19 protein-coding genes, 1 tRNA gene and 1 pseudogene are annotated in these 18,439 nt (G+C 69.6%); 11 read left to right on the top strand and 10 right to left on the bottom strand.

Going from position 1 to position 18,439, the window contains the following annotated elements:
• Nucleotides 1–7: 7 nt before the first annotated feature.
• From ACFYXH_RS33205 to ACFYXH_RS33195, 3 genes are all read right to left on the bottom strand, one after another.
• Nucleotides 8–1,222, bottom strand: a complete 1,215-nt coding sequence (locus ACFYXH_RS33205; protein ID WP_389570943.1) for an acetyl-CoA C-acetyltransferase — start codon at nucleotides 1,220–1,222, stop codon at nucleotides 8–10.
• Between the two features lie 78 nt (nucleotides 1,223–1,300).
• Entirely contained in the window at nucleotides 1,301–2,443 is a 1,143-nt protein-coding gene (locus ACFYXH_RS33200; protein WP_389570941.1) for an acyl-CoA dehydrogenase family protein, read from the bottom strand.
• Nucleotides 2,440–3,582: a CaiB/BaiF CoA transferase family protein gene (locus tag ACFYXH_RS33195; RefSeq protein WP_389570938.1), complete on the bottom strand. Its 1,143-nt coding sequence runs from the start codon at nucleotides 3,580–3,582 to the stop codon at nucleotides 2,440–2,442. The genes ACFYXH_RS33200 and ACFYXH_RS33195 overlap by 4 nt, the downstream gene beginning before the upstream one ends.
• A gap of 373 nt (nucleotides 3,583–3,955) precedes the next feature.
• Here ACFYXH_RS33195 and ACFYXH_RS33190 point away from each other — a divergent pair, with 373 nt between their 5' ends.
• Nucleotides 3,956–5,155, top strand: coding sequence for a saccharopine dehydrogenase family protein (locus ACFYXH_RS33190; protein ID WP_389570935.1), 1,200 nt, complete (start codon nucleotides 3,956–3,958; stop codon nucleotides 5,153–5,155).
• Between the two features lie 49 nt (nucleotides 5,156–5,204).
• On the opposite strand, the gene mmpA is transcribed toward ACFYXH_RS33190, so the two are convergent.
• Together mmpA and ACFYXH_RS33180 are read right to left on the bottom strand one after the other, a co-directional pair.
• Nucleotides 5,205–5,345, bottom strand: coding sequence for a morphogenic membrane protein MmpA (gene mmpA / locus ACFYXH_RS33185; protein ID WP_327327246.1), 141 nt, complete (start codon nucleotides 5,343–5,345; stop codon nucleotides 5,205–5,207).
• A gap of 101 nt (nucleotides 5,346–5,446) precedes the next feature.
• Nucleotides 5,447–6,157: an endonuclease V gene (locus ACFYXH_RS33180; RefSeq protein ID WP_389570932.1), complete on the bottom strand. Its 711-nt coding sequence runs from the start codon at nucleotides 6,155–6,157 to the stop codon at nucleotides 5,447–5,449.
• A gap of 78 nt (nucleotides 6,158–6,235) precedes the next feature.
• Between ACFYXH_RS33180 and ACFYXH_RS33175 the strand changes: the two genes are divergently transcribed.
• Complete coding sequence (locus ACFYXH_RS33175) at nucleotides 6,236–6,535, top strand: YciI family protein (protein WP_389570929.1); 300 nt, start codon at nucleotides 6,236–6,238, stop codon at nucleotides 6,533–6,535.
• A 21-nt stretch (nucleotides 6,536–6,556) separates the two neighbouring features.
• Here the strand turns inward: ACFYXH_RS33175 and ACFYXH_RS33170 are convergent, their stop codons facing one another.
• Complete coding sequence (locus tag ACFYXH_RS33170; protein ID WP_389570926.1) at nucleotides 6,557–7,663, bottom strand: WD40/YVTN/BNR-like repeat-containing protein; 1,107 nt, start codon at nucleotides 7,661–7,663, stop codon at nucleotides 6,557–6,559.
• Nucleotides 7,664–7,737: 74 nt separating this feature from the next.
• On the opposite strand from ACFYXH_RS33170, the pseudogene ACFYXH_RS33165 reads away from it, so the two are divergent.
• A pseudogene (locus ACFYXH_RS33165) lies at nucleotides 7,738–8,141 on the top strand ((4Fe-4S)-binding protein).
• Between the two features lie 128 nt (nucleotides 8,142–8,269).
• On the top strand, nucleotides 8,270–8,686 hold the full coding sequence (locus ACFYXH_RS33160) for an SsgA family sporulation/cell division regulator (protein WP_327327241.1): 417 nt from the start codon (nucleotides 8,270–8,272) through the stop codon (nucleotides 8,684–8,686).
• A gap of 56 nt (nucleotides 8,687–8,742) precedes the next feature.
• On the opposite strand, the gene ACFYXH_RS33155 is transcribed toward ACFYXH_RS33160, so the two are convergent.
• Nucleotides 8,743–9,420, bottom strand: a complete 678-nt coding sequence (locus tag ACFYXH_RS33155) for a GPP34 family phosphoprotein (protein ID WP_389570923.1) — start codon at nucleotides 9,418–9,420, stop codon at nucleotides 8,743–8,745.
• Between the two features lie 333 nt (nucleotides 9,421–9,753).
• Here ACFYXH_RS33155 and ACFYXH_RS33150 point away from each other — a divergent pair, with 333 nt between their 5' ends.
• The 3 genes from ACFYXH_RS33150 (at nucleotide 9,754) to ACFYXH_RS33140 (ending at nucleotide 13,556) form a co-directional block, all read left to right on the top strand.
• Nucleotides 9,754–11,397 carry an ABC-F family ATP-binding cassette domain-containing protein gene (locus ACFYXH_RS33150; RefSeq protein WP_389570921.1) on the top strand — a complete coding sequence of 548 codons (1,644 nt, stop codon included), beginning with the start codon at nucleotides 9,754–9,756 and terminating at the stop codon, nucleotides 11,395–11,397.
• Nucleotides 11,398–11,689: 292 nt separating this feature from the next.
• The gene (gene ddaH / locus ACFYXH_RS33145) at nucleotides 11,690–12,466 is read left to right on the top strand and encodes a dimethylargininase (protein ID WP_389570919.1); all 777 of its coding nucleotides are present in this window, start codon (nucleotides 11,690–11,692) and stop codon (nucleotides 12,464–12,466) included.
• Nucleotides 12,467–12,581: 115 nt separating this feature from the next.
• On the top strand, nucleotides 12,582–13,556 hold the full coding sequence (locus tag ACFYXH_RS33140) for an acyl-ACP desaturase (protein ID WP_389570917.1): 975 nt from the start codon (nucleotides 12,582–12,584) through the stop codon (nucleotides 13,554–13,556).
• Between the two features lie 112 nt (nucleotides 13,557–13,668).
• On the opposite strand, the gene ACFYXH_RS33135 is transcribed toward ACFYXH_RS33140, so the two are convergent.
• Nucleotides 13,669–13,809 carry a hypothetical protein gene (locus ACFYXH_RS33135; RefSeq protein WP_389570915.1) on the bottom strand — a complete coding sequence of 47 codons (141 nt, stop codon included), beginning with the start codon at nucleotides 13,807–13,809 and terminating at the stop codon, nucleotides 13,669–13,671.
• 41 nt (nucleotides 13,810–13,850) lie between these two features.
• On the opposite strand from ACFYXH_RS33135, the gene ACFYXH_RS33130 reads away from it, so the two are divergent.
• Nucleotides 13,851–14,156, top strand: coding sequence for a hypothetical protein (locus ACFYXH_RS33130; RefSeq protein WP_389570912.1), 306 nt, complete (start codon nucleotides 13,851–13,853; stop codon nucleotides 14,154–14,156).
• Nucleotides 14,157–14,285: 129 nt separating this feature from the next.
• Here ACFYXH_RS33130 and ACFYXH_RS33125 read toward each other — a convergent pair.
• Together ACFYXH_RS33125 and ACFYXH_RS33120 are read right to left on the bottom strand one after the other, a co-directional pair.
• Nucleotides 14,286–14,361 (bottom strand) — tRNA-Trp (locus ACFYXH_RS33125).
• A gap of 178 nt (nucleotides 14,362–14,539) precedes the next feature.
• On the bottom strand, nucleotides 14,540–15,877 hold the full coding sequence (locus tag ACFYXH_RS33120) for an SDR family NAD(P)-dependent oxidoreductase (RefSeq protein ID WP_389570909.1): 1,338 nt from the start codon (nucleotides 15,875–15,877) through the stop codon (nucleotides 14,540–14,542).
• Between the two features lie 253 nt (nucleotides 15,878–16,130).
• Here ACFYXH_RS33120 and ACFYXH_RS33115 point away from each other — a divergent pair, with 253 nt between their 5' ends.
• From ACFYXH_RS33115 to ACFYXH_RS33105, 3 genes are read left to right on the top strand one after another with little or no spacing between them, the layout of a single operon-like run.
• Nucleotides 16,131–16,433 carry a hypothetical protein gene (locus ACFYXH_RS33115; RefSeq protein ID WP_327327233.1) on the top strand — a complete coding sequence of 101 codons (303 nt, stop codon included), beginning with the start codon at nucleotides 16,131–16,133 and terminating at the stop codon, nucleotides 16,431–16,433.
• A complete protein-coding gene (locus ACFYXH_RS33110; protein WP_389570905.1) occupies nucleotides 16,426–17,649 on the top strand; it encodes a hypothetical protein in 1,224 nt (407 codons plus the stop codon). The genes ACFYXH_RS33115 and ACFYXH_RS33110 overlap by 8 nt, the downstream gene beginning before the upstream one ends.
• A 10-nt stretch (nucleotides 17,650–17,659) precedes the next feature.
• Nucleotides 17,660–18,346 carry a hypothetical protein gene (locus ACFYXH_RS33105; protein ID WP_389570902.1) on the top strand — a complete coding sequence of 229 codons (687 nt, stop codon included), beginning with the start codon at nucleotides 17,660–17,662 and terminating at the stop codon, nucleotides 18,344–18,346.
• Nucleotides 18,347–18,439 lie beyond the last annotated feature (93 nt).

Below are 18,439 nucleotides of genomic sequence, written 5' to 3'. Positions count from 1 at the left end.
CGCACCGCTACACGCGCTCGATCACCGTGGCGATGCCCATGCCGCCGCCCACGCAGAGCGTGACGAGGCCGTACCGCTTGTCCTGGCGCTCCAGTTCGTCCATGACCGTGCCGAGGATCATCGCGCCCGTCGCACCGAGCGGATGGCCCAGCGCGATCGCGCCGCCGTTGACGTTGATCTTCTCCAGCGGGATGTCGAGATCGCGGGCGAAGCGCAGTACGACACCGGCGAACGCCTCGTTGATCTCGACCAGGTCGATGTCGTCCATCGTCAGTCCGGCCTTGGCGAGCGCCTTGCGGGTGGCGGGCGCGGGGCCGGTGAGCATGATGGTCGGCTCGGATCCGGAGACCGCGGCCGAGACGATCCGGGCGCGCGGCGTGAGTCCGTACCGCTCGCCGACCTCCTTCGTGCCGATCGCGACGAGCGCGGCGCCGTCGACGATGCCGGAGGAGTTGCCCGCGTGGTGGACGTGGTCGATCTTCTCCACCCAGTGGTACTTCTGCAGCGCCACGGCGTCGAAGCCGCCCATGTCGCCGATGCCGGCGAAGGAGGGCTTGAGCGCTGCGAGGGAGTCCGCGGTGGTGCCCGGGCGCATGTGCTCGTCGTGGTCGAGGACGACCAGGCCGTTGCGGTCCAGGACCGGTACGACGGAGCGCTCGAAGCGGCCGTCCTTCCAGGCCGCCGCGGCCCGCTCCTGGGACAGCGCCGCGTACTCGTCGACATCGCGGCGGGAGAAGCCCTCGATGGTGGCGATGAGGTCGGCGCCGATGCCCTGCGGTACGAAACCGGTGTCGAAGTTGGTCATCGGGTCGGCGAACCAGGCGCCGCCGTCGGAGGCCATCGGCACCCGCGACATCGACTCGACACCGCCGGCCAGCACCAGGTCCTCCCAGCCCGAACGGACCTTCATCGCCGCCATGTTGACGGCTTCGAGGCCCGAGGCACAGAAGCGGTTCTCCTGGACGCCGGCGACGGTGTCGGGCAGTCCGGCGGCGATCGCCGAGATGCGGGCGATGTCGGAACCCTGGTCGCCGACCGGACCGACCACACCGAGCACGATGTCGTCGATCGCCGCCGGGTCGAGACCGGGGAAACGGCTGCGGAGTTCGTGGATCAGACCGACGACGAGGTCGATCGGCTTGGTGCCGTGCAGGGCGCCATTGGCCTTGCCGCGCCCGCGCGGAGTGCGGATCGCGTCGTACACATACGCTTCGGTACTCAAGACTGCAGCCTTTCGAGGGTTATGTCATGCGGTTGCGTTTCGAGGGTTACGCAATGAGGGTCGGGCGAGTCCGGGAGGTCAGCCGAGGATCGAGCGGCCGATGATTTCCTTCATAATCTCGGTCGTACCGCCGTAGATAGTCTGGATACGGCCGTCCGTGAAGGCCTTCGCGACGCGGTATTCAGTCATATAGCCGTAGCCGCCGTGCAGTTGGAGGCAACGGTCGGCGACCCGCTTCTGGAGTTCGGTGGCCCACCATTTGGCCATCGATGCATGGACCGCGTCGAGTTCCCCGTTCGAGTGATCGACGATGCAGCGGTCGAGGAAGGTACGGGTGACGGCGCACTCGGTGGCCATCTCGGCGATTTCGAAGCGGATGTGCTGGAGCTTGGAGAGCGGCCGCCCGAAGGCCTCACGCTCCTTGACGTACTGGGTGGTGATCTCCAGCAGATATTCGGCGCCGGCGATTCCGGCGACGGCGATGCCCATCCGCTCCTGCGCGAGATTGGTCATCAGATGGATGAAGGCGCCGTTCAGTTCACCGAGCAGGTTCTCCTTGGGGACGCGTACGTCGTTGAAGAACAGCTCTGCCGTGTCCTGGGACTTCTGGCCGATCTTGTCGAGATTACGGCCGCGCTCGAAGCCCTCGGTGCCGCGCTCGACGACGAGCAGCGACAGCCCTTTGGCGCCGCCTTCGGGCGTCGTCCTGGCGACGACGACCACCAGGTCGGCGAGGATGCCGTTGGAGATGAAGGTCTTGGAGCCGTTGAGGATCCAGTGATCGCCGCGGTCCTCGGCAGTGGTACGGATGCCCTGGAGGTCGGAGCCGGCGCCCGGCTCGGTCATCGCTATGGCGGTGATGATCTCGCCGCTGCAGAAGCCGGGCAGCCAGCGCCGCTTCTGCTCCTCGGTCGCCAGGCCGGTCAGGTACGGGCCGATGATGTCGTTGTGCAGTCCGAGCGCGAGCCCGGCGGCGCCCGCCCTGGTGAACTCCTCGGCGAGGACGGCGCTGTAGCGGAAGTCGGTGTTCCCGCCGCCTCCGTACTCCTCCGGCACGGCGAAGCCGAGCAGCCCCTGCCGGCCCGCGGCGAGCCAGGCCTCCCGGCTGACGATGCCGTCCTTCTCCCACTGCTCGTAGTGCGGCAGGACCTCCTTGGCGAGGAAGGTTCGTACGGTCTCACGGAACGCGTCGTGCTCGTCGGCGAAGATCTGGCGCTTCAACGGTCGTCCTCCTTTGCGGTGCCGGCAAGGCCGGGAATGTCCCAGTCGAGAGCGACCTCCGCGGTGTCCGCGCCGGGCTGGGCGGGCGGACGCACCACGGCGCCGGGCGTGGCGGAGAAGCGGGGCGCGGGTGCGGGCTGGGTGAGTCCGCTGTGCTCGACGAAGGTTCCGCGGGCCGCGAGATGCGGATGCGAGGGAGCCTCTCCGAGCGAGAGCACCGGCGCCACGCAGGCGTCCGAACCCTCGAAGACGGCGGTCCACTCGTCGCGGGTCTTCGTCCTGAAGCGGGCGGCCACAGCGCCGCGCAGCTCGCCCCAGCGGGCGAAGTCCTTACGGGCCGGGACCTCGTCCTTGATGCCGAGCAGCTCGATGAACTCGTTGTAGAACTGCTGCTCCAGGGCCCCGACCGCCATGTACTCGCCGTCGGCGGTCTCGTAGTTGCCGTAGAACGGGCAGCCGCCGTCGAGCAGATTCGCCCCGCGCCGGTCCTGCCAGCCGCCGGCCGCCATCATTCCGTGGATCATCGTGGCCAGATGGGCGGCTCCGTCGACGATGGCCGCGTCGACGATCTGGCCGGCGCCGCCCTCGGTGCGGGCGTGCTGCAGCGCGGCGAGCACCCCGATGACCAGATAGAGCGAGCCGCCCGCGTAGTCGCCGACGAGGTTGGCCGGGACGGCGGGCGGCTCGCCGGCCTTGCCGATCATGCCGAGGGTGCCGGTGATGGCGATGTACGCGATGTCGTGTCCGGCGCGCTGGGCGAGCGGGCCTTCCTGGCCCCAGCCGGTCATCCGTCCGTACACGAGCTGCGGATTGCGTGCGAGGCACTCCTGCGGACCGACCCCGAGGCGCTCGGCGACACCCGGCCGGTATCCCTCGATGAGTACGTCGGCGCGTTCGACCAGGTCGAGGACCTGGTCGGGGCCGCCCTCGGCCTTGAGGTCGATGAGCACCGAGCGCTTGTTGCGGTTGGTGAGGTCGTAGGCCGGATCGATGTTCAGCCCCGCGCCGCCGGGCCGGTCGACCCGTACGACATCGGCGCCGAGGTCGGCCAGCACCATGGCGGCGAACGGGCCGGGCCCGATGCCCGCCAGCTCGACCACACGCACCCCGGCCAGCGGGCCGTTTCCTGTCGCCGCCATTGAGCCCCCAGCACTGTGACACAACTGATGTAACACCAGAGATGGTAAGAACGCGTTCCACTCCACACAAGGGCCTGGGCCGAGCAAGCGCTTAGAACCGGCCGCCACCGACTCTGGGAATTCCCGCCCAAACCGTGTGTTTACGGCCAATATAGGAGGTGGGCTCGGATCGTCATCGCACGCTCGGCCTTCGCCGAGCGGCCAACGCGTTGATGACCGCACTGCACCGCGACGCCGGGTGGGCATGTCCTCACGCTGGATCCGGCCCCGGGGACCCGGCATGTTACTGATGGGAAACGCATCTACTGCCAAGCCCGTTCGCACGCTAGCCTCAGCCACCGACAGGACCGCGGGGGCAACGGCGGAGGGGCCATTGAACAGGCAGAACGGTACCGATCGCGCACAGCGCCCGTACGACATCGTGCTCTTTGGAGCCACGGGATTCGTCGGTGTGCTCACCGCGGAGTACCTCGCGGCGCACGCGCCGGACGATTGCCGCTGGGCCGTCGCGGGCCGCAGCCGTCAGAAGCTGGAGCAGCTGCGCAAGCGCCTTGCCGCGGTAAATCCCGGCTGCGCCGAGCTGCCGCTGATCGAGACGGACGCGGACGACCCCGACGCGCTGCGCGAACTCGCCGAGTCCACCCATGTGGTGGCGACGACCGTCGGCCCGTATCTCTGGTACGGGGAGGCGCTGGTCTCCGCCTGCGCGGAGGCCGGAACCGACTACGCCGACCTGACCGGCGAGCCCGAGTTCGTGGATCTGATGTACGTACGCCATGACGCGCGGGCCCGGGAGACGGGGGCGCGGATCGTCCACGCCTGTGGCTTCGACTCGATTCCGCACGACCTCGGCGCGTACTTCACCGTGCAGCACCTTCCGCAGGACGTGCCGCTGCGCGTCGACGGCTTTGTACGCTCCAACGCCACGTTCTCCGGCGGTACGTTCGCCTCGGCGCTCACCGCGATGAGCCGAGGACGGCAAATGCTGCAGGCTGCGCACGAACGGCGGCTGCACGAGCCGCGGCTGATGGGACGCCGGGCGCGGGCTCCGCTGGCCGGGCCGCGGTTCAGCCGGGAGACCGGCACCTGGGCCCTGCCGCTGCCCACGATCGACCCGCAGATCGTGGCGCGATCGGCGGCCGCGCTGCCCCGCTACGGCCCGGACTTCCGCTACCGGCACTATGCGGCCGTCCGGACGCTTCCGATGGCGGCGGGCGGTGTGACGGCTTTGGGCGCGCTCTACGGTCTGGCGCAACTGCCGCCCGCCCGGCGCTGGTTGTCGGACCGCCTCAAGCCGGGTGAGGGGCCTGACGAAGGGCGCCGGGCGAAGAGCTGGTTCTCTGTGCGCTTTGTGGGCGAGGGCGGCGGCCGCCGGGTCTTCACCGAGGTCTCGGGTGGTGACCCGGGCTACGACGAGACGGCGAAGATGCTCGCCGAGTCGGCGCTCTGCCTTGCCTTCGACGCGCTACCGAAGACATCGGGCCAGGTCACGACCGCCGTAGCGATGGGTGATGCGCTGCTGGAGCGACTGCAGACAGCCGGGATCACCTTCCGGGTGGCTGCCACACGCTGAGGTCAGGTGCCGGCCGCCAACACGGCCGGCCGGTCAGCCGGGCAGGCCGTCAGCCGGACAGTGCCGTGTAGACCATCGCCCCCACCCAGCCGAAGCCCGCCAGCGCGGACAGGATGAGCACGGCCGTCAGGGTGCGCTCAACGGGGTGGGTGGTGGTCTCGGTGGCGCTGTGCGTCGTCTGTGTCGTCATGCGAGGGAGCATGCCGATCAGGGTCGGCTCATGACATCCGCTCAGATACTCAGTTCCCCGACTCGGTTCCCCGACTCAGTTCCCCGACTCAGTTCCCCGACTCAGTTCTCCGGCCCGGATACCTGAGTGGCTTCCTCCAGTGCGCGCCGACAGAGCCGGTCGGCCCGGCGCGTGCTCTCGGGGAGCCGGTAGCGGGACGCGAGGTGGAGGGTGTGGGCACAGGCGTTGTCGAGTGTCGTGCGGTGGCCGACGGAGACGAAGACCGGCTTGACTCCGTCCTGGGTGCGCAGGGCCCGGCCGACCTCCTCGCCGTCGTCGGCGAGCAGCGGGGCGAAGTCTCCGCGGCGCGGACCGAGTTCGCCGTAACTGAAGACGAAGGGGTTCTTGGCGACGCCGATCACCGGCAGCCCGGTCAGTACGCCGAGGTGGGAGGCGAGTCCGAAGCGGCGGGGGTGGGCCAGGCCATAGCCGTCGCAGACGACCAGACCGGGGTCTGTCGTGAGGGATTCCAGGGCGGCCAGCACGGTCGGGATCTCCCGGAAGGCGAGGAGACCCGGGACGTACGGGAAGGCGACCCGGCCGACCGCCGTGGCCTCCTCGACGACGGTGAGCGTCGCGGAGTCCAGGACGACGGCCGCCGCCGCGACGACATCGTGCTCGTCGTCGTACGCCACATCGACACCCGTCACCAGGCCGGTGGCAACCGGCGGCCCCGACTCGTCCAGAACGACCCGCGTGCGCAGTTCGTCCTGGACGGCCAGGGCCGCGGTCTCGTCGGCGGGCCAGGCGGGGGGCGTCTCGATGATCTTCATGGTGCCGCCCAGCCTACGGCCCGGTCGGTCCGGCACCAGGGCCTGATCGCGATTCCCGCCTGGCGTAGCCTGGCGATCATGTTCGTACTGGAATTGACCTACACCGCACCCGTCGAGCGTGTCGACGAGCTGCTCGAGGCACATGTGGAGTGGCTGGACGCGATGTATGACGAGGGCGTGTTCATCGCCTCGGGCCGCAAGAACCCGCGCGACGGCGGCGTGATCCTGGCCGTCGGGGACGACCGCGCGCGGATCGAGACGATCGCGGCGGCCGACCCCTTCACGGTCGGCGGCGTGTGCGCGTACCGGATCACGGAGTTCATCGCGACCAAGACCGCGCCCGAACTCGCCCCGTACCGTCAGCAGCTGCCCTCGTAGGACCGCGGTGCGACGGTTCGGCTAGAACTCCAGCCGCGCGACCCGGCCCTTCTCGCCCGAGGCCCAGCAGCCGAGGTCGGGTGTGCAGTCGACCGTGTCGTACGAACCGGTGTCGACGGTGCGCCAGCTGCGGCCGCCGTCCACCGTCAGATCCGTGCCGGTCGGGCCGACGGCGAGCGCCGCCGACCGGCTGTGCGGCAGCCAGGCAATGCCCGAACGGTAGGCCGGCGGCGGTGTCTTGGACTGCTGCCAGCTGCGCCCGCCGTCCCGGCTGACCGCGCCGGCGCTCGGGGATGCCTGGTCGGCGCGGTAGTCGCCGCCGACCGCGATGCCGTGGGTGCGGTCACGGAAGGCGAGTGCGAAGACTCCACGCGCCGGATCCCCGGCGGGGATGGTCGATTCGGCGACGGTCCAGTTCAGACCGCGGTCGGCGGAGTGCAGTACACGCGCCGTGGCGCCACCGCCGGTCGCCAGCCACACGTCCTTGCTCCCCGAACTGACCAGGCACTGGCCGCCGGCGGCGAAGGCCGCCTCGCCCGGCAGCGCCGCCGGCATCCCGGTGTTCGGCAGCACCTTCCAGGACCTGCCGCCGTCGCCGGTCGACAGGATGCGGTACTTGCCATCCACCGGGTCGCTCATGGCGAGGCCGTGCCGGCTGTCGAAGAAGGTGACGCAGTCGTAGAAGGCCTTCGCATCGGTGTTGCGGAAGGACTCGGTCCAGCTCGATCCGCCGTCCTCGGTACGGAAGACCCGGGACGCCTCGCCCTCGCCGATGGCCAGCACCACCGCGCGACGGCCGTCGAAGGCCTCGATGTCGCGGAACTCCAGCTCGCCCGCCCCGGGCGGGGAGACGTTCTGCCAGCTGCGGCCGCCGTCCGCGGTACGCAGCACGGTGCCCTTCGATCCGGCGACCCAAGCGGCCTTCCGGCTGACGGCCGCGAGGCCCCGGAACCGTACATTCGTACCGGTGTCCTTGAGGCTCCAGCTCGGCCCCCTGCCGTCTGTACCTTCTGCCGTAGCACTGCCCGATGGCTGGGCTGCCTGCGCCGGTGCGGCCAGGGCCGCGGCCACCGCCGCCGCACACAGTCCCACCGACACCGTTCGTCTCGTCTTCCCCATGGACGTCATGGCGCTGGAAGCTAGCCCACGGGCCGTACCCCGTCCAGGGTGCGGCCGACGGCGCGGGTTCCTGGGCTGAACTCATGTCCCAGCCCAAGGAGTACGAGGGCCGGGAGGTCACCGTCACCTTCGAGTCACGGCGCTGTCTGCACGCGGCCGAGTGCGTACGCGGTCTCCCGCACGTCTTCGACCTGGACAGCCGACCCTGGGTGCAGCCCGACGGCGCCGCCGCCGACCGGGTCGCCGAGGTCGTACGACGCTGTCCGTCCGGCGCCCTGCAGTACCGGCTCGCCGACGGCTCGGCCGAGGAGCCGGACCGGCCGACCACCGTGAGCCGCTCCCTCGCCGGTCAGCTGGTGATACGCGGCGATCTCGACATCCGCACGGCGTACGGGACCGTCACGAAACGCGAGTGATGCTCTGCGGCTGCGGCGCGAGCGGCAATCAGCCGTACTGCGACCATGCGGGGCCCTGCGCCGAACGGTGACGACGTGACGCGGCGAGGGGGACGCGGTGACGGAGGTCACGTTCCCTTCCAATGCACGCAATCGCTCGTTCTGCCGTCTCTCCCGGTGTCAGGGAGACGTCAGCGAGCCGCGCACGAAGGAGCAGGCCTTGTCCACCGTCATCGAGCAGGCCGTGCAGGCCCGCCTGGTCGCCTCGGCACCCCAGATGGAGTCTGTTCCGGCCACACTGCGTTACGACCGCGAGGATCCCTTCGCCGTGCAGATGGCCTTCCCGCCGCCGGCGACGCTGGAGGGCAACGAGGTGTCGTGGGCCTTCTCGCGCGACCTGCTCGCGGCGGGTGTCGACGGACCGGCCGGCGTCGGCGACGTACGCGTCAGGCCGTTCGGCTACGACCGTACGGTGGTGGAGTTCCGCGCACCCGAGGGCATCGCCATGGTGCACATCCGCACCAGCGAGGTGCGCCGCTTCCTCAAGCGCGCCCAGGGCATGGTCCCCACCGGCTGCGAGCACCTCTATCTGGACCTCGACCACAATCTCGCCGAGCTGCTGCGCGACGCCTGCTGACGCCCGGCGCCGTGGCCGGCCGGATTCCGGCGTCACCCTGCCGGCGAGCAGAGGTGTCAGCTGCCGCCGGAGGCGCCCGCTGCGGACGCCGACGTCACCTCGAAGATCACCGCGTCCCGTACCTCCAGGATGACGTTCCTCAGCGTGGGAGCGGCCGCACCGCTGCGTTCCGTCAGCGCCTCGATCCGGTCCTTGTGACGCCTGCGCTCATCGGCGGTGGCGAGGGTGCGCACTTCTGCCGCGGCCGCGAGTGCGACGAGGGCGGCGTCGCGGTCGGAGATCTCGGCCACCGGCACCGGACCTCCGAGCACCGCGCGCGTCTCCTCGCGCAGCGACTTCACCACGTCAGCACGGTCGAGTTCGTACTGCGCGGCGGAGAAGAGGCCGAGCAGCCGCCCGCGTCTCCTGCGCAAGTAGCCGGCTCCGGCCAGCTGCTTACGGACGGCTTCGAGGGTGTATGTGGCGTGGTGCGTCACCCACCTCTTCCAGGTGCGTGGCCTGGACTCCTCGACGAGTTCCAGCAGTTCGTCGAGCACCGGGTCACCGGTGAGGTTGTCGCCGACGGGCCGGGCAACGCCGTCGGCGTCGGCGAGCATGCCGCGCTGGGCCAGCTCGGTGAGCGCTCCGGCCCGTACGAGAGGGGCGAGGCAGGACGTGCCGGTGGGCGTCATCCGCTCGGTGTCCCAGGACAGGAGATAGAGCCGGGCGGCGATCGAGAGCGATCCATTGGGCACGGACGGAGCCTCCTTGTCCCGGTGCTGTCCCGGTCGGTCCCGGGGCCGGTCGTGCAGGTCCCGATCACGATAATTCGTTGACAGTGCCCGAGCGTCCTCGTACGTTGTACAGCGGTCCTGTTGTCGTCGATTGGAGTAGGACGTTGCTCGTCTGAGGTCCTGAGACACCGTGCGGTACAGCTGCTTCAAGCATGCTGCGCGCATCGCGTGCGACCTCGGCGCTCGAGCCGTCCTCCCCGACCGGGACCTTTCTCGTGTTCCCGGCGATCGTCGCCCGTATTCCGGTGTCTCCGCCCGTTGCCCTTGCCACTTCCACGCAACCGGGAGACCCGTATGTCTACTCTTCCCACCCACATCACCTGCTCCTCGCTCACCTTCGCCTGGCCGGACGGCACCGGGGTCTTCGACGACTTCCAGCTGGCGGTCGGCCCGGGCAGGACCGGCCTCATCGGCCTCAACGGATCCGGAAAATCAACGCTGTTGAAGCTGATCTCCGGTGAACTCACGCCGTCAGGCGGAGCAGTACGCACCGCGGGCGAGATCGGCCTGCTACCGCAGAACCTGGTGCTCGACACCGCTCTGCGAGTGGACGAGGTGCTGGGCATCGCCACCACGCGCGCCGCGCTGCACGCCATCGAGGCGGGTGATCCGAGCGAGGACAACTTCACAGCGGTCGGCGACGACTGGGACGTCGAGGAGCGGGCGCGCGCCACCCTCGACCAGCTCGGTCTCGGCCATATCGGACTCGACCGCACCATCGGCGAGGTGTCGGGCGGCGAGGGCGTACTGCTGCGACTGGCCGCACTTCTGCTGGCCGAACCGGATGTCCTGCTGCTCGACGAGCCGACCAACAACCTCGATCTGTACGCACGTCGGCGGCTGTACGACGCGGTCGCCGCCTGGTCCGGAGTAATGGTCGTGGTCAGCCACGACCGTGAACTCCTGGAACTGGTCGACCAGATCGCCGATCTGCGCGACGGGGAGGTCAATTGGTACGGCGGAAACTTCACGGCGTACGAGGAGGCGCTCGCCGTCGAGCAGGAGGCCGCGGAGCGCATGGTGCGTGTTGCCGAGGCCGACGTACAGCGGCAGAAGCGTGAACTGTCCGACGCTCACATCAAGTTGGCCCGCCGTAAGCGGTACGGGCAGAAGATGTGGGACTCCAAGCGTGAGCCGAAGATCGTCATGGGGGCGCGCAAACGCGCGGCCCAGGAGTCGGCCGGCAAGCACCGCATCATGCACACCGAGAAGCTCGCCGAGGCGAAGGAGCGGCTCGACGAGGCCGTGGACGCGGTCCGCGACGACGACGAGATCCGTATCGAGCTGCCGTTCACCAAGGTCCATCCGGGCCGTGGTGTGCTGCGACTGAGCGAACTGACGTTGCGTTACGGAGCAGAGGTGAAAGGAGAGTTCGAGGTACGCGGCCCCGAAAGGATCGCGCTCGTCGGGCGCAACGGAGCGGGCAAGACCACTCTGCTGCGTACGATCACCGGCGAGCTGGAGCCGGTCGCCGGCGAGGCGGTGGCCGAGGTCCCGCTCCGCTTTCTGCCGCAGCGGCTCGATGTGCTCGACGACGGGCTGAGCGTGGTGGAGAACGTGGCGCGGTTCGCGCCCGATGCGACCAACAACCGGATCAGGGCGCGGCTGGCCCGCTTTCTGTTCCGGGGCGCGCGTGCCGACCAGCCGGCCGGCACGCTCTCGGGCGGAGAGCGGTTCCGTGCGGCGCTCGCCGCGCTGCTGCTCGCCGAGCCGGCGCCGCAGCTGCTGATGCTCGACGAGCCGACGAACAACCTGGACATGGCGAGCGTACGGAGGCTGACGGCGGCGCTGGAGTCGTACGAGGGAGCGCTGATCGTGGCCAGTCACGATGTGCCGTTCCTGGAGTCGATCGGCATCACGCGCTGGCTGCTGCTGGACGGTGAGCTCCGTGACATCACCGCGGACGAGGTACGGGACGGGGGGCTTCCGATGACGTGAGCGCGATGCGCCTGATGTGAGCGTGATGCGCCTGGATCGTAAGCGCGATGTGCCTGGATCCCCGGCCGGCCGGGATTCCGGACAGAAAATGTCCGGAATCCCGGTTGGCGCCAGGTCTCCTGCGGAGAACATCGTCATCGCCGGTGCGCGCGCAGCCGGGCGGCACGGCAGCGAAGACCCGGCGCAGCCGGCACCGCCCGCTCCCACGGGCGGCCCACCGGGGATTCCATCGCCCCGGGACGGCGGGCCATGATGGGCGCGACCAGACCCCGGACAGACCTGGAGAGCGCCCGTGCCCAGCAGGAAAGCCCTGATCCGTCGCCCCAGCCCGCGCCTCGCCGAGGGCCTGGTCACCCATATCGAGCGGACCACGGTCGACACCGCACTGGCGCTCGAGCAGTGGGAGACATACGCCGAGACGCTGCGCGAACACGGCTGGGAGACCGTCGAGACAGAGCCGGCCGACGACTGCCCGGACAGCGTCTTCATCGAGGACACGGTGGTCATGTACCGCAATGTCGCGCTGATCGCCCGCCCCGGGGCCGAGTCCCGCAGGCCGGAGACGGCGGCCGTCGAGGAGACCCTGGCACGGCTCGGTTGCTCGGTGAACTGGGTCTGGGAGCCCGGCACCCTCGACGGCGGCGATGTCCTGAAGATCGGCGACACGATCTACGTGGGCCGCGGCGGGCGTACGAACGCGGCAGGGGTGCAACAGCTGCGCGCCGCCTTCGAGCCGCTCGGCGCATGTGTCGTGGCCGTGCCGGTGAGCAAGGTGCTGCATCTGAAGTCCGCGGTGACCGCGCTGCCGGACTCCACCGTCATCGGATACCCGCCGCTGGTGGACACCCCGACGGTCTTCCCGCGGCATCTCCCGGTGCCGGAGGAGTCGGGTGCGCATGTGGTGCTGCTCGGCGGCGGAAAGCTGCTGATGGCGGCGAGCGCGCCGAAGTCGGCGGAACTGTTCACGGACCTCGGCTACGAGCCGGTCACGGTGGACATCAGCGAGTTCGAGAAGCTCGAAGGGTGCGTGACTTGCCTCTCCGTACGCCTCCGCGACCTGTACGCATAACTGAACGTAATAGGACATCTTCATACCGGGCTTGGCCGAAGGCTTACTGCCGCCTTAACCTACGGTCTCGTAACCTACGAATCCGTAGGTAACTCTCCCGTCCCCAGGAGCACCCGTGACGATCACCTCTCCCCACCTCGGCAGTTCGGAAGCGTGGACCGACGCCCGACTGCTGTTCGCGCTGGAGGAGGTGGTGGAGAAGGAACTCAACCGCCATCTCAAGGTCGCCAAGGACTGGATGCCGCACGAGTACGTCCCGTTCACCGACGGCCGCAACTTCCCCGGTCACTTCGAGGACGGCCAGGCCTGGGAGCCTGAGCAGTCCAAGGTCACCGACATCGGCAAGATCGCGCTGGTCGTGAACCTCCTGACCGAGGACAACCTCCCCAGCTACCACCACGAGATCGCCTCGCTCTTCGGCCGCGACGGCGCCTGGGGCACCTGGGTGCACCGCTGGACCGCGGAGGAGGGCCGGCACGGCATCGTGATGCGCGACTACCTGCTCACCTCGCGCGCCGTCGACCCGGACAAGCTGGAGCAGTTCCGGATGGCGCACATGGCGGAGGGATTCGAGTCCGACAACCGCCACTCGATGCTGCACTCGGTGGCGTACGTCGCCTTCCAGGAGCTCGCGACCCGCGTCTCGCACCGCAACACCGGCCACCAGTCGGGCGACCCTGTCTGCGACCGGATGCTGGCGCGTATCGCCACCGACGAGAACCTGCACATGGTCTTCTACCGCAACCTGCTGGGCGCTGCCTTCGAGCTCGCCCCGGATCTGACCATGCAGGCCGTGCGCGATGTCGTCGTCAACTTCCGGATGCCGGGACATGGCATGCCGGGCTTCGAACGGGCCGCGGCGCAGATGGCGATCGGCGAGATCTACAACATGCGGATCCACCACGACGACGTCCTGGAGCCGGTGCTGCGCTTCCTGAAGGTGCTGGACATCGACGGGCTGGGCCCGGAGGGCCTCAAGGCGCAGGAGGAGCTGGGCCTGTACATGGGCGGGCTGAACTCCGAGGCGACCAAGTTCGACGAGAAGCTGGCGGCGCGCAAGGCGCGGATGGCGGCGCGGGCGGCGGGCTGACCGTCCGGGCGCCGTTCCGGCCGTCTGAGCGTCCCGGCTGACCGGCCGTCCCGGCCATCCCCTCCGTTCGGGCGCCCTCCCGGCCGTTCGAGCGCCGTCCCGGCCGTTCGGGCTATTCGTACGCCGTCACCGTGCGCATGGCCGCATCGCGCACGTCCGCGTCCGCGTCCGCATGGCGACGCAGCTTCCGCAGCTGCACCCGCCACGGCTCGGCCCAGGACGTGCGCGAGCCGCCGACCGAGGTGACCGTCACGGCGAAGAGCCGTTCGGTGCGACCGTCGGCCTCGCGAGCCCGTGGGCGGCTTCGAGCAGCGTCCCGGTGCCTCCCGGCCTGTCCCGGCCGCAGAGCCGCTCGCCCAGCACTTCGGCAGTGCGTACCGCGAGTGCGGGGCGACTCTCGTGGGCGTGCTCCTGGCCATGGCGCAGGGTGTGGTCCAGTCGGCCGAGATCCGCGCCGCCGGTGCTGCCGGAGATGGGCGGCGGCACAAAGGCTTCGTCAGGGACGCCGAGGCTCGCAGCGACCCGCAGCGCCTGGCCGCGGACGAACGAGTCCGGGTCCGCGAGCCGCGCGCCGACCCACTCGGCGTCCCCGAGCGGTGAGCCGTACTGAATAACCGAGCTGTACTGAATATCGGGCCCATGATCGACGGGCCTTCACGGGAGCCGTGCCCAAGCTGATCCGCGTCACAGCGGGTGTGCCGTCGCCCGAGCACGACGAGGGGTGGAGGGGGCGGGGCGGCTGGAGTTGAACCAGCGTGTTCCGGTTCTGGAGACCGGCGCGTCTGCCTCTGCGCTACGACCCCGCCCTTGTCGGAGATCCTAGGTCAATCCGCTCACCGGCGCGGGCCGGCCCTGAAGACAAGCACGGTCCGTCCGGGCGGCGGCGAGTACGCGCCGGTGTCGCGGACTCCCGCGAACGACTCGGACACTCCAGCGAAAGACTCGTCCCACTTGGCTCGTCCCGCTTGGCTCGTCCCGCTGCGTCACCACGCCGCTTCCCGGTAGTCCTTGAGGAAGACGCCGGCCACCGGGGCGCCGGCCTCGCCCCGCACGATCGGGTCGTACACCCGGGCCGCTCCGTCCACGATGTCCAGCGGAGTCCGGAATCCTTCGGCGGCGATCCGTGACTTCTTCGGCACCGGGTTCTCGTCGGTGATCCAGCCCGTGTCGACGCTGCACATGTGCACGCCCTGCGCGGCGAGTTCGGGCCCGCTGGTGCGGGTGAGCATATTGAGTGCGGCTTTCGCCATATTGGTGTGCGGATGCCCGGCCGTCTTGCGCCGTACTGCGAACCGGCCCTCCACGGCTGTCACATTCACGATGTAGCGGCTCTGGTGGGGCGAGGCGAGCAGCAGCGGCAGCAGCCGGTCGACGAGGAGGGTGGGGGCCAGCGCGTTGACGAGCTGTGTCTCCAGCAGCTCGGCGGGATCCAGCTCGCCGATGCGGGCCGACCATGAGTTGGCCGGCGCGGTGTCGGGCAACAGCCCTGCCTCGTCGGCCTCGGGCAGTACGAGCGCGAGGGCTGCCCGGGCGGCTGACACCTCCCCGGCGGCCTGCATCGGCTCGTAGCCGGGCGCCCGCACAACTCCGCCGGGGAGCGCCGCGCGCTCCCCGGAAGCCAGCAGCGCGTATGACTCGGGCGGGCGGCGGACCGTCTGGGCGGCGTTGTTGACGAGGATGTCCAACGGCTCGCCGTCCCGGCGCAGCCGCTCGCACAGGCCCAGTACCTGCCGGGGATCGCGGAGATCGATGGCGATGACCGTGAGCCGGTCGAACCACTTCTCACTGCCGGGCGCCGCGTGGAACCGGTTCAGGGTGTCGTGCGGGAAACGGCTGGTGACCAGGAGTTCCACGCCGTCGCGCAGCATCATCAGCGCGAGCTGGAAGCCGATCTTCACGCGGCCACCGGTGAGGAGCGCGCGGCGTCCGGAGAGGTCGGTACTCATGGTCCGCCGCGCGGTGTTGTCGGCGGCGCACTCGGGACAGAGCAGGTGGTAGAAGGAGTCGGCCTGTCGATAGAACGACTTGCAGACGTAGCAGCGCCGCGGACGGTTGAAGACCCCGCCGGTCGTCCCGGCGGCCTCCAGCGGCGCGTCCTCACGCCGGGCGAGGGCGCCGGTCGCGGTGCCGGCCACGACGGCCGCGTCGGCGTCGGCGCGCGCGTTGTTACGTGACTTGCGCCTGCGGTGCCGGCCGTCCCGGGCGAAGGAGGCGGCGACCTGCTCGGCCCGCAGGCGTATCGGGTCGTCGACGGGCAGCGCGCGCAGCCTGCTCACCGTGCGGTCGAACGCAGCGAGCTCTTCGTCGCTGATGTGCTGCATCTGCTGTCCCGCCCCGTCGTTCCCTGCGGTGGTCCGATCCCGTGCGGTGGTCCCGCGCGGCGGTCCCGGCCGGATTCGAACCGGCTTATCCGCCCTGACAAGGCGGGGCGCCTGCCTCTGCGCTACGTCCGGGCATTGGCGGCGATCTTAGCCGCTCGCCCAGCCCGGGGCGTCAGCGCCCCGTGACCCCCGCCACCCGTCAGAGTGACGTGGTTTATCCAGGTTTGGCGTCGATCTGCAAGGGTGGTCGGCCATGGAATCCGATCTTCAGGTGAACACCGACCAGTTGGGCCGTTTCGCCACTGCGCTGAGTCGCTCGCTGACCTCACTCAGCGAGGCGAGAAGGGCGCTGGAGCACGTACGGGCCGACCAGTTGGGCACGAAGGAGCTGGACGAGGCGTGCGACGGCTTCCAGGGGCGGTGGAAGTACGGGGCGGACCAACTGAGCGCGAGGATCAGGACGGTGCACGTCGGAGTGAAGCTGAGCCGCGAGGGCTACGCCCAGGTCAACAAGGCGATCGAGTCGGCGTTCAGGGCGGTGGATTCGCGTGCCTGAGTACCCGCATCTGGGCTGGGACCCGGTCCCGGGAAGCCCCTCGGCGATCGCCGCGCTCCAGACGAAGCTCAGCACGTCGGCAACGGCACTGGGCACGGCGCACCGCCTGGTCGACCAGTTGCTCGGCGAGAGCGCGTACTGGCGCGGCGAGGCGGCGGACGCGTTCCGGGAGGCGCTGGACGGGGACTTGCCGCGGCACTTGAAGAACGCGCACCGGTCGGTGTCCAAGGCGGCGTCGAAACTGCGGAGGTGGCACGACGATCTGGTGGGCTACCAGGCGACGGCGAAGAAGTACGACACGCGGGCGAAGCTTGAACAGGCGGCGCTGACGCGGGCGGAGACCCAACACGAGCGCGTCCGGACGGCGCCGGACCTGCCGGAGTCGGATCTGACGGCGGCGACGGCCGCGGTGACGAAGGCACGAGAGGCGCTTGAGTCGGTGCGGAGGCTGGCGCGGGAGCTGGAGGAGACGCACAGGGTGGAGGCGGGGCGGATCGCGAAGGCGCTCAACGAGGCGACGGACAAGCTCGCGCCGCAGAAGCCGGGTGCGTTGAGCAAGGCGATGGACTGGGTCGACGACAACTTGGGCGACAGCCTGAGCCTGTTGTCGGCCTCACTCGGCCTCATCGCCATCTTTGTCGCGGCCCCTGTCGCGGTGCCCCTGCTGTTCGCCGCAGCCGGACTGAGCCTTGCGGCCTTCGTCTCTCACGCATCCGACCCCAAGCACGGCTCCGCCCTGAAAGCCGGTTTCACCCAGGGCAAGTTCGACGGCCAGTTCTGGTCCAGCGTCGTCACACTCGGCGGGGACGCCCTGGGAGCCTTGCCGGGTGTGGGTGCCGTCGCACAAGGGGCCAAGGGTGTGGCTGCGGCAACCCGGGCAGGCGTTGCCGCCGAGCAGGGTGCTTCGGCGACGTTCCGCAGCGGAGCCCGCGCGTTCGGGGCCGATTCCACCGCTGCGATCCGCGAGGCCGACGCAGGGCCGAAGCCCGTCCTGGACTGGGTCGTCCGCAAGACCAGCCCCCAGGCCGAAATGCCCCTTCAGGCCGGCGTAGCCGGCAGCGCGGTGGTGACGTCGGGCATCGGGCTCAGTCCCGCCGACGACAACGACGCCGTCCAGAACACGGCGACGGGGGTAGACGGCGCGCGCTTGGCCGCGTCCGACACCCCAGGAGCAGGAATCAACGCAGCCCGCACGTGGGCACAACTCGCTCATTAGGAGCACCGACGTGGCATACGCCGCCGCCACAGAGCCACCGGCGAACAGCTGCTGGTTCCGTCTCCCTCCGGGATTCATCGATCTCGAGCAGGACACATTGGACGAATTGAGGCAACGCCTCAGCGACGACCTCTCGTTGCTTCATCGGGACCCAGCTGTGCGAGATCACCGCCTCCACGAAACGCAGGTGCTTCTGGGACTACTCAGCGACCTGTATGTGCAGGGCACGATGCACCTGGCCTTGGGCCTCCACTCAGATGGGGATCAGGGAGTCTCCACCTCCGTGCTCTCACTCTCGGACGTCCCCACCAATGCAGCCACCCGCACCCTGGCCGCAGCCAAGTGCGGTCTTCAGCTGGCGGCCAGTCCCCTCGGAACAGTTCTCCGGCGCGAAATCGTGGATCTGCCGTGCAGTGCGGGGGCGGCTCTGGTGACGTCTCTCCTGCCGGATCCACCCGTCGGTGGCGAAGCGGGTATCCCGTCGGCGAACCCGGGGGTGTTCCAGGCGCGCCTGAGTGTTGCCCGCCCCACAGGTGCACGGGTGGTACTCATCGACCTGACCACGACCGCTGTCGAACTCGTGGACGAGTACACAGAGATTCTGCTCGGCATTGGACGGACTGTCAGCTTCACCGATCCCAACCCTCAGCCCGAACCTCCGCTCCGCCGGAGCCGTCTGTTGGAGGTTCTGCTGTGACTCGTCCCGCACCGGCTCCGCCGTTGACGAAGACGGCCTTCGAGCATCCACCTACGGCGAGGGGCTACGGCAGGATTGTCCGTCGGCGCCGGT

The organism is Streptomyces sp. NPDC002730 (genome assembly GCF_042888805.1).
GTDB lineage: Bacteria > Actinomycetota > Actinomycetes > Streptomycetales > Streptomycetaceae > Streptomyces.
Note: the sequence above shows the minus strand (reverse complement) of the source record. Positions and strands in the feature narration are given on the sequence as shown.